Genomic DNA, 13,124 nt, shown 5'->3' with positions numbered 1-13,124 from the left:
TTACTCAACTAGATAATGAATATGGTTAGTTTCATCTATAGGTAAATCAAGCTCGGCATAACTATCGCCATTAATAACGACTACCATAGATTCGGTATAACTGGGGACAGGTAACGAAGTCGAAAATTTTATCGCATTGTAGATCTGAGCTTTTTCTAACAAATTGATTGGCATATTTGTATTCGGATCGAACGCTGTAAAAATTGAAATCTCCGTGAATTCTTGCTTCTGACTAAAATAAATGTCAATTTTCACCGTTCTTTGCATAGCAAACGTAAAACCATCTTCGATTATAAGTTCGTCAAAAGATTCCGCTAATTTAAGCGCTGGAACAACAGTCGGATTTGGCTCTATATCTGGGGAAGGTTCACTCACTGAGCCTGATGGTGGTGAACCGCCTTGCTCTGAACACCCCATCGAAATTATCATCAACGAGGCAGCACAACCCTGTATTATCAATCGACTTAGATTACCCATTGTTCTATATCCTTTTGCCCAAATTAAATGGACGCAAGGTAAGTACCACATTTATAGCGTCACGAAAACCAACCTTTCAGTCCAACCATTAATCTTTAATCTTTAATCTTTAATCTTTAATCTCAATGTTCACTTACGTGTCTTACACAGTTGCAATGTTAACGCCAATTAAAAAATATAAATAAATTAGATGTTAAAACGGAGCCAACGAAGATGTTAAACCACTGTTTAATAATAGGAAGAAACGAGATTGGTGAATAATACATACTAATGAATTCGCTTAGACATACTGTCAATAAACGATAAAGCAGTGTGATTTGAAATGTCTGATTTGCAATTTGCAATGCATATAGCGAAACACACATTCCAATATGCATAATGCTAATACGATTATTTCAACAAAATTTAGGATTTGGATTAGAAGTAGGATTAGAAACAGAAATAAATACAGGGCTATCGAAGAGATATTTGATAGCCCTGTTTAACAGCATAAAAGCTAGCTTAAATCTGAAACGGTCGGTTCGGGCAGTACCGGTGCAGAGCTGTCCATGTACGTTAAGTACTGTGACCAAAGTTCATGAGTACGCTGCTGAGTAAGCTTCGTTCGACAGCTTAACGTCATCACAACGCGCAACGAACCATCTCTGAACATAGTAAATACCGAATCACACTGTGATTTACTATACGATTGCCACGCCGATTGTGCGATATTGATTGACTCTACAACATTGGTGTCTGCTGTATATTGCGCAATGCTTTTGCTAAGATATCGCTGCATTTCAGCTTCAGCTTTGTCTAATTCAACTTTAGCGCAGTAATTTATTTCTAATGTGTTAAACGCTTTATCGCAGTCTACCGATGCCGCCATCGTCCCAAAACTGCAAATACTCATAAGTAAGAATGTAATTACCTTTACCATTATAAAATCAGCCTATAAAATGAACAGGCTGACAATATAACGGTATCTGACTATTAATCCAATTATTCTAGCAACTGGTTTGCTTAATTTGATGTTATTAGCTAAACGTTACTAATACTGTACTAATTAACCATTATCCGCAGGAATACGTACCCAGCCTTCCATTAAAATACGTGCACTGCGGCTCATACTTGCTTTGGTGACAGTCCACTCACCATTAACTTCGCTTGCTTGCGCACCAACCCGTAATGTCCCCGACGGATGGCCGAAGTTCACCGAGTCACGCGTACCGCCACCCGCAGCCAAATTAACGAGTGTGCCTGGTACCGCAGCGGCAGCACCGATGGCAACAGCGGCAGTACCCATCATCGCATGATGAAGCTTACCCATAGACAATGCCCGCACTAATAAATCAATGTCACCTGCTGCAACGTGCTTATTACTGGAAGACACATAATCGGCCGACTTAGCAACAAATGCGACCTTAGGGGTATGCTGACGTAGCGCGGCTTCTGAGATGTCTGATATCAACCCCATCTGTACAGCGCCGTAAGCTCGGATCGTTTCAAACATAGCGAGCGCTTCAACATCACCATTAATGGCATCTTGTAGCTCGGTGCCGGTATAACCAATATCGTCAGCATTAACAAAAATAGTCGGGATACCCGCATTAATCATCGTTACCTTTAACTGTCCACCCGCCACAACAGACTCAGGAACCAGTAAATCATCAATCAGATTACCAGTAGGAAACATCGAACCATTTCCATCGGCAGGATCCATAAATTCAACGGGTATTTCTGCCGCAGGAAAAGTAACACCATCAAGTTCAAAATCACCCGTTTCTTGCACTAGGCCGTTGCTAATTGGCACATGAGCGATAATCGTTTTAGCAATATTAGCCTGCCAAATACGTACCACTGCGATGCCATTTTCTGGAATTCGGCTAGCATCAACCAAACCACTGGTTATGGCAAAAGAGCCGACTGCTGCAGATAAATTGCCACAGTTACCACTCCAATCTACAAACGGTTTATCGATAGATACCTGACCAAACAGGTAATCAACATCATGGTCGGGTTTATCCGTTGCCGACACAATCACCGTTTTACTGGTACTCGATGTTGCTCCGCCCATACCATCTGTTTGCTTTCCGTAGGGATCAGGACTACCACTTACCCGCAGCAACAACGCATCACGCGCAGCTCCCGGTATTTGCGCCGCTTCCGGCAAGTCTTGAAGACTAAAAAAAACGCCCTTGCTGGTGCCGCCACGCATGTAAGTAGCAGGGATCCTAAGCTGTGGTAAAGAGTGAGGTGAATACGCCATACTATTAAGCCTCACTTGATTCCAGAAAGTCCTGCGCGAAACGTTGTAACACGCCACCGGCACCGTAGATAGACACTTCTTCCGCGGTATCTAAACGACAAGTCACAGGCACTTCAACCGTGTCACCATTTTTACGGTTAATAATGAGGGTTAACGCTGAACCAGGTGTCGGTTCACCGATAACATCAAAGGTTTCACTGCCATCAATCGCATAAGTTTTACGGTTTTCACCGGCTTTAAATTCAAGTGGTAACACGCCCATACCGACTAAGTTGGTACGGTGAATACGTTCGAACCCTTCTGCAACAATCGCTTCGACACCCGCCAGACGAACCCCTTTCGCCGCCCAATCACGTGACGAGCCTTGGCCATAATCGGCACCTGCAACAATAATCAGTGGTTGCTTACGCTCCATGTAGGTTTCAATCGCTTCCCACATGCGCATTACGTTCCCTTCTGGCTCAACACGCGCTAATGATCCCTGCTTAACTTGGCCGTTTTCTAACACCATTTCATTATTTAGTTTCGGGTTAGCAAAGGTCGCACGTTGTGCTGTAAGGTGATCACCACGGTGCGTCGCATATGAGTTAAAATCAACTTCAGGTAAACCCATCTTATCTAAATAAGCCCCTGCTGCACTATCCAGCATAATTGCGTTAGAAGGTGATAAATGATCGGTCGTAATATTGTCACCCAATACGGCTAATGGACGCATGCCTTTCAAACTGCGCTTGCCTGCTAATACACCGTCCCAATAAGGTGGACGGCGAATATAAGTACTCTTCTCACGCCAGTCATATAACGGATCAATTTGCTCGCCATAATCGACACTGCACTCTATATCACGGCTAAACATCGCGTTGTAAACTTGTCGGAATTGCTCTGGTTTTACACTGGCTTTTACCACTGCATCGATTTCTTCATCGGTTGGCCAAATGTCTTTCAATGTGATTGCATTACCGGCCTGATCAAAACCAAGGGCATCACGTTCAATATCAAAACGGATAGTACCTGCAATCGCATACGCAACTACTAATGGTGGCGAGGCAATAAAGGCTTCATTAGCATGTGGATGAATTCGGCCATCGAAATTACGGTTGCCGGATAATACCGCGGTAGTATACAGATCACGATCCAACACTTCTTTCTGAATAACCGGATCTAAAGCACCACTCATGCCGTTACACGAGGTACAAGCAAACGCGACTATACCAAAACCGAGTTGCTCTAATTCAGGTAATAACTCGGCGTCTTGTAGATACAGTTGCACCGTTTTAGAACCTGGTGCCAATGAGGTTTTAACCCAAGGTTTACGGGTTAATCCAAGTTTATTAGCGTTACGGGCAATCAAACCTGCAGCAATCATATTGCGGGGATTACTGGTATTGGTACAACTGGTGATCGCGGCAATGATCACTGCACCGTCAGGCATTTTCCCCGGTACATTTTCAACTTTACCGCTGATACCACGCTTAGCTAATTCAGACGTAGGTACACGGTTATGTGGATTTGATGGTCCGGCAATATTACGGCACACAGTCGACAAGTCGAACTTAAGCACCCGATCATATTCAACGTTGGCTAAATCATCGGCCCACAAACCGGTTTGTTTGGCATAGGTTTCCACCAGCTTAACTTGCTCGTCTTCACGACCGGTTAATTTAAGGTAATCAATGGTCTGTTCATCAATTGAGAACAATGCAGCGGTCGCACCATATTCCGGTGTCATGTTAGAAATAGTAGCGCGATCAGCTAAGGTCAGATGCGGCACACCGTCACCATAAAATTCCAGATAACTTGATACCACTTTCTGTGCACGTAAGAACTCAGTCAATGCTAAAACTGTATCGGTTGCTGTCATACCTGCTGGTGGTTTACCGGTCAGTTCAACACCAATGATCTCTGGTAGACGCATGTATGACGCACGGCCTAACATCACGCTTTCGGCTTCGAGCCCACCGACACCAATGGCAATCACCCCCAAGGCATCAACCATCGGCGTATGGCTGTCTGTACCCACTAAGGTATCAGGAAACGCCACACCGTGCAGGGATTGGATCACCGGTGACATACGCTCTAAATTAATCTGATGCAGAATACCGTTACCTGGCGGGATCACATCGATATTCTTAAAGGCTGTTTTCGTCCAGTTAATAAAATGGAAACGGTCATCGTTACGGCGATCTTCAATGACACGGTTTTTTTCAAACGCATCGGGGTCGAAACCTGCATATTCAACCGCCAATGAATGGTCCACAATCAATTGGGTTGGTACCACAGGATTAACCTTGGATGGATCGCCACCTTTCGCCGCAATCGCATCGCGTAAACCGGCTAAATCAACTAATGCGGTTTGGCCTAAAATATCATGACAAACAACCCGCGCAGGAAACCAAGGAAAATCAAGATCGCGCTTACGTTCAATAAGCTGTTTTAAAGACGCTTCTAATACATTAGGGTCGCAGCGACGGACTAAGTTTTCCGCAAATACGCGTGATGTATACGGCAAAGTTGCATACGCACCCGCTTTAATGTCATCAACCGCTGCACGGGTATCAAAATAATCCAGTTCACTGCCAGGTAAAGGTTTACGATAGTTAGTATTCATAGTCTATTATCTCTCTGAAATTGGTGTTACAACTCTTGGCTCTGCACCAATATAATCGGCACTTGGGCGAATAATACGGTTGTTACTCCGCTGTTCCATCACGTGCGCAGCCCAACCGGTTAAACGTGAGCAAACAAAAATAGGGGTAAATAATTTAGTTGGAATACCCATAAAATGATAAGCAGAGGCGTGGAAAAAATCCGCGTTACAAAACAGTTTCTTGCTATCCCACATAAACTCTTCACACGCCACCGAGATATCGTATAACGCGGTATCACCGTGTTCGTGAGCCAGTTTTTCTGACCATTTTTTAATGATCACATTACGCGGATCGGAAGTACGGTAGATAGCATGACCAAAGCCCATGATTTTTTCTTTACGTTCAAGCATACCTGCCATCTGCGTTTTCGCGTCTGCAGGTGAAGTAAACGTCAGGATCATATCCATCGCTGCTTCGTTTGCACCACCGTGCAGAGGCCCACGTAAGGTACCAATAGCCGCAGTTACACATGAGAACATATCTGATAAGGTTGACGCACACACACGCGCAGTAAAGGTTGAAGCATTAAATTCATGTTCGGAATAAAGGATCAGGGATACATCCATCACCCGACGATGTTGTTTTGACGGTGTTTGACCACGCAATAATTTAAGGAAGTGACCAGCTAGCGATGCTTCATCAGTCGTACAGTCAATTTCCACACCATCATGAGCATAACGATACCAGTAACACATGATTGCAGGGAACGCAGCCAGTAGACGATTCGCCGCTTTGTTTTGCGCTGAAAAATCCGTTTCAGGTTCAATGTTACCTAAAAAAGAACAGCCGGTACGCATGACATCCATTGGATGCGTGTCTGCTGGGATATGCTGTAACACTTCTTTTAACGATTGCGGTAAATCACGCAGGGTATGCAATTCAGCTTTGTATGTTTCAAGCTGGTCAAGTGTCGGTAATTCACCGTTAAACAATAAATAAGCGACTTCTTCAAACGTTGAATTTTCGGCAAGATCAGCAATATCATAACCGCAATACGTTAAGCCGCTGCCTGATTTACCCACCGTACATAATTTTGTTTCACCTGCACTTTGACCACGTAAACCGGCACCTGATAGTTTTTTATCTGTCATAATTATTCCCTTAATTAATTTCAATCTGTTAATAGCAAATCGATACCCAAGTTACTTCCATATGCATCCTAAAACCTATAATCCTGAACATCCTGCTTGCTATTATTCATCCAATTTATTGAATCTTTGTTTCACATTACTTTAATCATAGCGGTTATTTATTCTTGCCTTCCGAGAACAATACATCCAGTTTTTGCTCGTAATCGTGATAACCGAGATAATCGTATAAATCCATACGCGTTTGCATATTATCAACCACGGCTTTTTGGTCGCCATCGCTCAATAAGGTTTTATAAACTAATTCAGCGGCTTTATTCATCGCGCGGAATGCAGATAATGGGTACAGCACCATGGCACAACCCCACTCTCCAAGTTGCTGTTTATTCCATAGTTCGGTTTGCCCAAACTCCGTAATATTTGCCAAAATAGGCACATCTAACGCTGCCGAGAATGCACGGTAATGGGCTTCTGTTTTCACCGCTTCAGCAAAAATACCGTCAGCACCCGCGTCAACATAGGCTTGTGCTCTGGCTATCGCAGCTTCCAAACCCTCTTGTGCGAATGAATCGGTACGCGCCATAATGAAAAAGTCAGCATCAGTACGCGCATCAACAGCAGCGCGAATACGATCAACCATCTCTGCTGTCGACACAATTTCTTTATTGGGACGATGACCACAACGCTTTTGTGCGACTTGGTCTTCTAAATGCACCGCTGCGGCGCCGGCTTTTTCCATATCGCGAATGGTTTTAGCGATGTTAAAAGCCCCGCCCCAACCGGTATCGATATCAACCAGTAAAGGTAAGCTCGATGCGGCGGTAATACGCTGCACATCAGCGATCACATCATTCAATGACGTCATGCCTAAATCCGGTAAACCGTAAGACGCATTCGCCACACCGCCACCAGATAAATAGATCGCCTGATGGCCTAATTGTTCAGCCATCATCGCGCAATAGGCATTAATCGTACCGACAACTTGTAAGGGTTTATTATTAGCCAGGGCTAAACGGAATTTAGCGCCGGGGGATAAACGTTGAGACGATGATTCTGTAGACATATTATTGCTCTCCTTGAACGGGTGTAGTGCCCGTCTTTAATTCTGCGGCTAGTTGACGTGCAATTTTAGTTTCAATGTTTTTACGTGACGCGGCGATATGACGACGCATCAGCATTTCGGCTAATTCTCCATCTCGATCACTGATGGCTTCGATAATCTGGGCGTGTTCTGAAAAAGCGCGGCTGGCTCTGGGGCTATGCATACCAAACTGACAGCGGTACATACGCACTAAATGATAGAGCTGACCACATATTAATTGAATGAGTTGGGCATTATGACTGCCCAAGATGACTTTATAATGAAAATCTAAATCACCTTCTTCTTGATAATAAGCAACGCCATCTTTTAGTGCTTGTGACGTCGCGTGTTGATTAAGCATGGCCTTCATGTCGACAATTTCAGCATCACTCATGTTCTCTGCCGCTTGCCTGCATGCCATGCCTTCTAACGCTTCGCGCACAAAATACAGGTCGAGTAATCCTTGCGTTGTGCATTGCACCACCCGTGAGCCAACATTGGCTTTACGTTCAATTAAATGACATTTCTCTAATCGGTTTAATGCTTCGCGAAGGGTAGAACGGCTGACTTGATATTGCTTTGCGAGTTCTGGCTCACTGATCTTACTGCCAGCAAGGATCTCACCTTCAACAATGGCACGCTGCATTTGTTCAAAGACTTTATCGGCTGTAGTCACAGCGACTATTTTTGTTGGATCATCTAAAGGCATAAGATTGTCGACAATGTTTAAGTTTCACTTAATACTATTTAATTTTTACAACTTGTCAACATTTACGCAACCAAACTCTCTATTTAGAATGGTAATTAAAGCTAGTCTATACTGAACATTGAGACGCGCTTTTCACACCTCAGCTACCTGCTATACGGATACATTTTACGATAACAAACAGATACACGATATCGGACAGGACTGTTCTAACTGAGGACTAATAAGGATTAATACAGTACTGACAACACTGATTATACGGTCGGACAAGATAACGTCCAAAATGGGGTTTTGATGTACACAAACCAGTGTTTGGTATCAGTACATCGTTAATTGGCCTTTTCTTTATATACGATAAATCAATCGCCTAACGTTATTCTAATATAAGTAACTGGCTATTGCGCTTTTAGCAAAACTTGTTACTATTGCCACTTATATAGTCGGGGGGCCTAATAAGCTGAGATCGCACATTAATTGCGAGACCCGTTGAACCTGATTCAGTTAACACTGACGTAGGGAACTATCCATCTCGCTTCTCAAGATTTGACCTCCTACGTCTCTCAATCTTTGGCTTGATAAAGTTCCTATACGTCTGTACTAGGGATATTTATGCTAAAGGTTACACCCACTGACGTTTTATCAAAACACAGTATCTCAAAAAATGACACATCAACACCAGCTTCATTAAAACAAAAACCATCAATACCTATCGTATTAACGATCGCAGGTTCTGATAGTGGTGGAGGTGCAGGTATTCAAGCTGATATCAAAGCCATATCGGCAACCGGTAGCTACGCTTGTTCTGTCATAACAGCTATTACCGCGCAGAATACCCTTGGCGTATCCGCTATTTTCCCCATTCCACTGGAACATGTCGAAAAGCAACTTGATGCCGTCTTTAGCGATTTAAACATCGTTGCCGTTAAAGTTGGGATGCTGGCAGACTGCGATATTATCAAAGTCGTTGCCGCTAAAATAAAACAATACAAGCCCGCCTTTTTAGTCGTTGATCCGGTTATGGTCGCCACCAGCGGCGATTTATTGCTAAAAGAATCTGCGATCAGCACGCTTAAATCAGAACTGCTACCATTAGCCGACTTGATCACCCCGAACCTGCCTGAAGGCGCGGCTTTAATTGGTTCAGACGTTCCGACCAATGAAGATGCGATGGGTGACATGATCTGCGAATTACGTCAGCTTAATGTCAATGCGGTATTATTAAAAGGCGGTCATTTAGAACAAGATGAAAACAGTAATGACCTGCTCATCTTCCAAGACCATTTTCAGCAGTTAACCGCAAAACGTATTCATACCCACAATACTCATGGCACTGGCTGCACCCTGTCTTCTGCCATCGCATCCTATTTAGCTCAAGGCCATGATCTACTACAAGCCGTTAAATTGGGTAAGCAATACATCTCCAATGCCATTGCCCATGCGGATGAATTAGATATTGGTAGCGGCCATGGTCCAGTAAATCACTTCTTTGCTGGCCATGCCGATGTCTAGCTCATCACAGGTAATGTTAGTACCTGAAAATAGCAAAAATAGCCTTGCCGTAAACATGACCATTACCAACGGTTATTTACGTTATAACGACAGTATTGACCCCGTATTAAGCAACCTTAATATGGTTATGCCGGCTCGGCAGTGGACCTGTATTTTAGGTCGTAGCGGCTGTGGTAAAACCTCGATGCTACGTTATCTTGCGGGCTTATTAGATCAGCAAGTGACGTGGTCAGGTGCACTGTCAATTAGCGCTAATAATCGAGAACTACCTGATTTAAGTAATCAAATTGCTTACATGGCCCAGCAAGACTTGCTACTGCCTTGGTTATCCGTGCTCGATAATGTCACGTTAAGCAGTAAATTCGGTGCCAAGACATCTAAGGCAGGCAAAGATAAAGCGCTGACCCTGCTCGCTAAAGTTGGTCTTGCTGATAACGCCCATCATTTTCCGCAACAACTGTCTGGCGGTATGCGTCAACGAGCGGCATTGGCGAGAACATTAATGCAAGACAAACCTGTGGTATTAATGGATGAACCCTTTTCTGCTTTGGACGCCGTCACCCGTTATCGATTACAAGATCTCGCCTGTGAATTGCTAAAGAATAAAACCGTGGTGTTAATTACCCACGAACCGCAAGAAGCGATCCGCCTCGCCGATCAAATTTATATTATGCAAGGCAATCCTGCTGCCGCAGAACGTTTGCAAGTACCATCAACAGCGACACCCCGCCCATTCGATGCTGAATGTGCACAGTTACAGCAACAAATCATGACTTGTTTAGCACAGGAATATGGCACTGAACATGAATAACATCGTTAATTCAAACCTTAACCATCAGCAAAATAGCCACGGCAAGCAGCAACAAGTCCCGATTAGCCCGGTACTGCGCATGATCATTAGTGCACTGGTTATCATCGGATTATGGCAAAGTATTGTGGTAATTTTTGACATGCCTTCTTTCATTCTTCCCGCGCCACTCGCTGTTTTTGAACGTTTAATCGAGCGTCATGACGTCTTGTTAAAACACACATTCGTCACCGCGCAAGAAATTGTATTTGGCTTGTTACTCGGTTTATTTATGGGGCTATTTTTTGCGCTGCAGATGCTGTTGTTTAAACCCATTAAGCATTGGTTATTACCTATATTAATTGCCAGTCAAGCGATCCCAGTATTCGCCATTGCACCAGTATTGATGCTGTGGCTGGGTTATGGCATGGCATCCAAGATTGTCATGGCCGCCTTAATTATCTTCTTCCCCGTCACGACCTGTTGTTATGACGGTTTACGTAATACCCCAACCGGTTATTTAGATCTGGCTAAAACCATGGGCGCGACTAAATGGCAGCTGTTACGCCATATTCAACTGCCTGCGTCACTGCCGACATTAGCATCGGGTATCCGTGTTGCTGTCGTTATTGCACCGATTGGCGCCGTAGCAGGTGAATGGGTCGGTTCGAGTGCTGGCTTGGGTTATCTCATGCTCCAGGCTAATGCACGCATGATGATTGATGAAATGTTTGCCGCATTGCTGATCCTATCCGCCCTGTCAGTCTTGCTTTATTTTGTCACTGACAAAGCATTGAAAAAACTCATTCCTTGGGAAAAATAATCAAGCAGCTGTGACTAACACAGTGTTTATTAAAAATAACGAATGCACTCATATTAAATACAACAATATAAATATAAAAAGGACATTTAATGAAAAACAACACTTTACTCAAGGCTGCGGCATTTACCGCGGCTATATTGTCGGCAAATGTACAGGCAGAAACAAAGACCCTAACCCTGATGTTAGATTGGTTTGTTAATCCGAACCACGGCCCTATTATTATTGCTAAAGAGCGCGGCTACTTTGCAGAGCAAGGCATCAATGTCGTGATCCAAGAACCCTCAGATCCAAGCATGCCACCAAAACTTGTCGCCGCGAACAAAATTGATCTGGCGATCACCTATCAACCTAATTTAACCATTGATGTCGCGGCTGGCTTACCGCTTATCCGTTCTGCAACCTTGATCGCAACACCCCTTAATACCTTAATGGTGCTCGACAACAACAAAATTAACGACATGTCTGATTTTAAAGGTAAAAAAATTGGTATCGCCATTGCGGGTAATGAAGAAGCAACAATCGGCACTATGTTAAAGACTGGCGGCGTTAATTATGATGACGTACAAATAATTAATGTTGGTTGGGCGCTATCATCATCACTTGCATCAGGTAAAGTGGATGCAATCTGGGGTGGCTTACGTAACTTTGAAATCCATCAACTGGAACTTGAAGGCTTTAAAGCCAAAGCATTCTTCCCAGAAGAACACGGTGTACCAGCTTATGACGAATTAATATTTGTCGCTAACGCCAATACCTATGACAAAACCGCTATCCAAGCCTTTAATAAAGCCTTGGAGAAGGCAACAATCTACATAGTTAATCACCCACAAGCATCGTGGAAAGAGTTTGTTGCTTATGCACCTGACACATTAAATAACGAGTTAAATAAACGCGCTTGGAACGATACCCTTACTCGTTTCGCGCTGCGTCCTTCAGCGGTTGATTTAAAACGTTATGACGATTATGCCGCATTCATGTATTCGCAAAAGATCATCAAAACATTACCCAAAGCACAAGATTATGTGCCGACGCTGTAATTCGCCATTGTTGTAGACAATCATCGAGAAAATTATGAATCATCAAGATCTAATCAATGCCTGTCGTGAAGATTGGCAGGCGTATACTCAACATACGTTTGTACAACAATTAGCACAAGGAACATTAGCACAGCCGAGTTACTTACATTACCTTAAGCAAGATTTCTTATTTCTAAAACAATATGCCCGTGCTTACGCGTTAGCCATTTACAAAGCCCGTACCCTCGCGGATATGCGTAAAGCACTGCCGAGTGTCCATGCATTACTGGATTCTGAAATTGGTCACCACATTACTTACTGTGGCAAGTGGGGATTAACAGAATCAGATTTAGAAGCAGAACCAGAAGACTTTGGCACCGTTGCTTACACCCGTTATGTGCTCGATGCCGGTATGGCGGGGGATATTGTCGATCTCTACGCTGCGCTAGCGCCCTGTTCTATTGGTTACGCCGAAATTGGCCGTAATCTCGCTGCAGATGCAAACACCAAGCTAATTGATAACCCGTTTGCCAGTTGGATTGAACTCTATAGTGGAGATGAATTCCAACAAGGGGTCGCACAAGGCACTGCACATCTTGATGAGTTACTCGCTGAGATTGACGTCAACAGTCAACGTGGCCGCAATCTAATTCATGTGTTTAGAACGGCGACGCGTATGGAAATTGCATTTTGGCAGCAAGGACTTGATGTATCTTAAGGAAAGCCAAATAACTAACACCA

At 43.8% G+C, this 13,124-nt stretch carries 12 protein-coding genes and 1 riboswitch; of the genes, 5 read left to right on the top strand and 7 right to left on the bottom strand.

Features of this window, described 5'->3' with window-relative positions; all coding sequences use genetic code 11:
- The 7 genes from MORIYA_RS01745 to MORIYA_RS01715 form a co-directional block, all read right to left on the bottom strand.
- A complete protein-coding gene (locus tag MORIYA_RS01745; protein WP_112712182.1) occupies positions 1-477 on the bottom strand; it encodes a hypothetical protein in 477 nt (158 codons plus the stop codon).
- A gap of 496 nt (positions 478-973) precedes the next feature.
- Positions 974-1,396 (bottom strand): lysozyme inhibitor LprI family protein, encoded by a 423-nt coding sequence (locus MORIYA_RS01740; RefSeq protein ID WP_112712180.1) that lies wholly within the window; start codon positions 1,394-1,396, stop codon positions 974-976.
- A gap of 126 nt (positions 1,397-1,522) precedes the next feature.
- Positions 1,523-2,725: a 2-methylaconitate cis-trans isomerase PrpF gene (prpF, locus tag MORIYA_RS01735; RefSeq protein ID WP_112712178.1), complete on the bottom strand. Its 1,203-nt coding sequence runs from the start codon at positions 2,723-2,725 to the stop codon at positions 1,523-1,525.
- A gap of 4 nt (positions 2,726-2,729) precedes the next feature.
- Positions 2,730-5,333 (bottom strand): Fe/S-dependent 2-methylisocitrate dehydratase AcnD, encoded by a 2,604-nt coding sequence (gene acnD / locus MORIYA_RS01730; RefSeq protein ID WP_112712176.1) that lies wholly within the window; start codon positions 5,331-5,333, stop codon positions 2,730-2,732.
- Between the two features lie 6 nt (positions 5,334-5,339).
- On the bottom strand, positions 5,340-6,464 hold the full coding sequence (prpC, locus tag MORIYA_RS01725; RefSeq protein ID WP_112712174.1) for a bifunctional 2-methylcitrate synthase/citrate synthase: 1,125 nt from the start codon (positions 6,462-6,464) through the stop codon (positions 5,340-5,342).
- 154 nt (positions 6,465-6,618) lie between these two features.
- Positions 6,619-7,524, bottom strand: coding sequence for a methylisocitrate lyase (gene prpB, locus MORIYA_RS01720; RefSeq protein WP_112712172.1), 906 nt, complete (start codon positions 7,522-7,524; stop codon positions 6,619-6,621).
- 1 nt (position 7,525) lies between these two features.
- The gene (locus MORIYA_RS01715; RefSeq protein ID WP_112712170.1) at positions 7,526-8,251 is read right to left on the bottom strand and encodes a GntR family transcriptional regulator; all 726 of its coding nucleotides are present in this window, start codon (positions 8,249-8,251) and stop codon (positions 7,526-7,528) included.
- 428 nt (positions 8,252-8,679) lie between these two features.
- A riboswitch (TPP riboswitch) is annotated at positions 8,680-8,784 on the top strand.
- A 73-nt stretch (positions 8,785-8,857) separates the two neighbouring features.
- Here MORIYA_RS01715 and thiD point away from each other — a divergent pair.
- The 5 genes from thiD (at position 8,858) to tenA (ending at position 13,101) form a co-directional block, all read left to right on the top strand.
- A complete protein-coding gene (gene thiD, locus MORIYA_RS01710; RefSeq protein WP_112712168.1) occupies positions 8,858-9,757 on the top strand; it encodes a bifunctional hydroxymethylpyrimidine kinase/phosphomethylpyrimidine kinase in 900 nt (299 codons plus the stop codon).
- Positions 9,750-10,568, top strand: a complete 819-nt coding sequence (locus tag MORIYA_RS01705; RefSeq protein WP_112712166.1) for an ABC transporter ATP-binding protein — start codon at positions 9,750-9,752, stop codon at positions 10,566-10,568. Before thiD ends, MORIYA_RS01705 begins: the two co-directional genes overlap by 8 nt.
- Positions 10,561-11,367 carry an ABC transporter permease gene (locus MORIYA_RS01700; RefSeq protein WP_112712164.1) on the top strand — a complete coding sequence of 269 codons (807 nt, stop codon included), beginning with the start codon at positions 10,561-10,563 and terminating at the stop codon, positions 11,365-11,367. The genes MORIYA_RS01705 and MORIYA_RS01700 overlap by 8 nt, the downstream gene beginning before the upstream one ends.
- Positions 11,368-11,456: 89 nt before the next feature.
- Positions 11,457-12,404 (top strand): ABC transporter substrate-binding protein, encoded by a 948-nt coding sequence (locus MORIYA_RS01695; protein WP_112712162.1) that lies wholly within the window; start codon positions 11,457-11,459, stop codon positions 12,402-12,404.
- Positions 12,405-12,438: 34 nt separating this feature from the next.
- Entirely contained in the window at positions 12,439-13,101 is a 663-nt protein-coding gene (gene tenA / locus MORIYA_RS01690; RefSeq protein ID WP_112712160.1) for a thiaminase II, read from the top strand.
- Positions 13,102-13,124: the final 23 nt, after the last annotated feature.

Origin of the sequence: Moritella yayanosii (assembly GCF_900465055.1) — a bacterium.
GTDB classification, from domain to species: domain Bacteria; phylum Pseudomonadota; class Gammaproteobacteria; order Enterobacterales; family Moritellaceae; genus Moritella; species Moritella yayanosii.
Note: the sequence above shows the minus strand (reverse complement) of the source record. Positions and strands in the feature narration are given on the sequence as shown.

Coding starts and splice junctions, on each gene's coding strand:
- MORIYA_RS01740 (WP_112712180.1), bottom strand. CDS start 1,396: ATGGTAAAGGTAATTACATTCTTACTTATGAGTATTTGCAGTTTTGGG.
- prpB (WP_112712172.1), bottom strand. CDS start 7,524: ATGTCTACAGAATCATCGTCTCAACGTTTATCCCCCGGCGCTAAATTC.
- MORIYA_RS01700 (WP_112712164.1), top strand. CDS start 10,561: ATGAATAACATCGTTAATTCAAACCTTAACCATCAGCAAAATAGCCAC.
- MORIYA_RS01745 (WP_112712182.1), bottom strand. CDS start 477: ATGGGTAATCTAAGTCGATTGATAATACAGGGTTGTGCTGCCTCGTTG.
- MORIYA_RS01705 (WP_112712166.1), top strand. CDS start 9,750: ATGTCTAGCTCATCACAGGTAATGTTAGTACCTGAAAATAGCAAAAAT.
- acnD (WP_112712176.1), bottom strand. CDS start 5,333: ATGAATACTAACTATCGTAAACCTTTACCTGGCAGTGAACTGGATTAT.
- prpC (WP_112712174.1), bottom strand. CDS start 6,464: ATGACAGATAAAAAACTATCAGGTGCCGGTTTACGTGGTCAAAGTGCA.
- MORIYA_RS01715 (WP_112712170.1), bottom strand. CDS start 8,251: ATGCCTTTAGATGATCCAACAAAAATAGTCGCTGTGACTACAGCCGAT.
- MORIYA_RS01695 (WP_112712162.1), top strand. CDS start 11,457: ATGAAAAACAACACTTTACTCAAGGCTGCGGCATTTACCGCGGCTATA.
- tenA (WP_112712160.1), top strand. CDS start 12,439: ATGAATCATCAAGATCTAATCAATGCCTGTCGTGAAGATTGGCAGGCG.
- prpF (WP_112712178.1), bottom strand. CDS start 2,725: ATGGCGTATTCACCTCACTCTTTACCACAGCTTAGGATCCCTGCTACT.
- thiD (WP_112712168.1), top strand. CDS start 8,858: ATGCTAAAGGTTACACCCACTGACGTTTTATCAAAACACAGTATCTCA.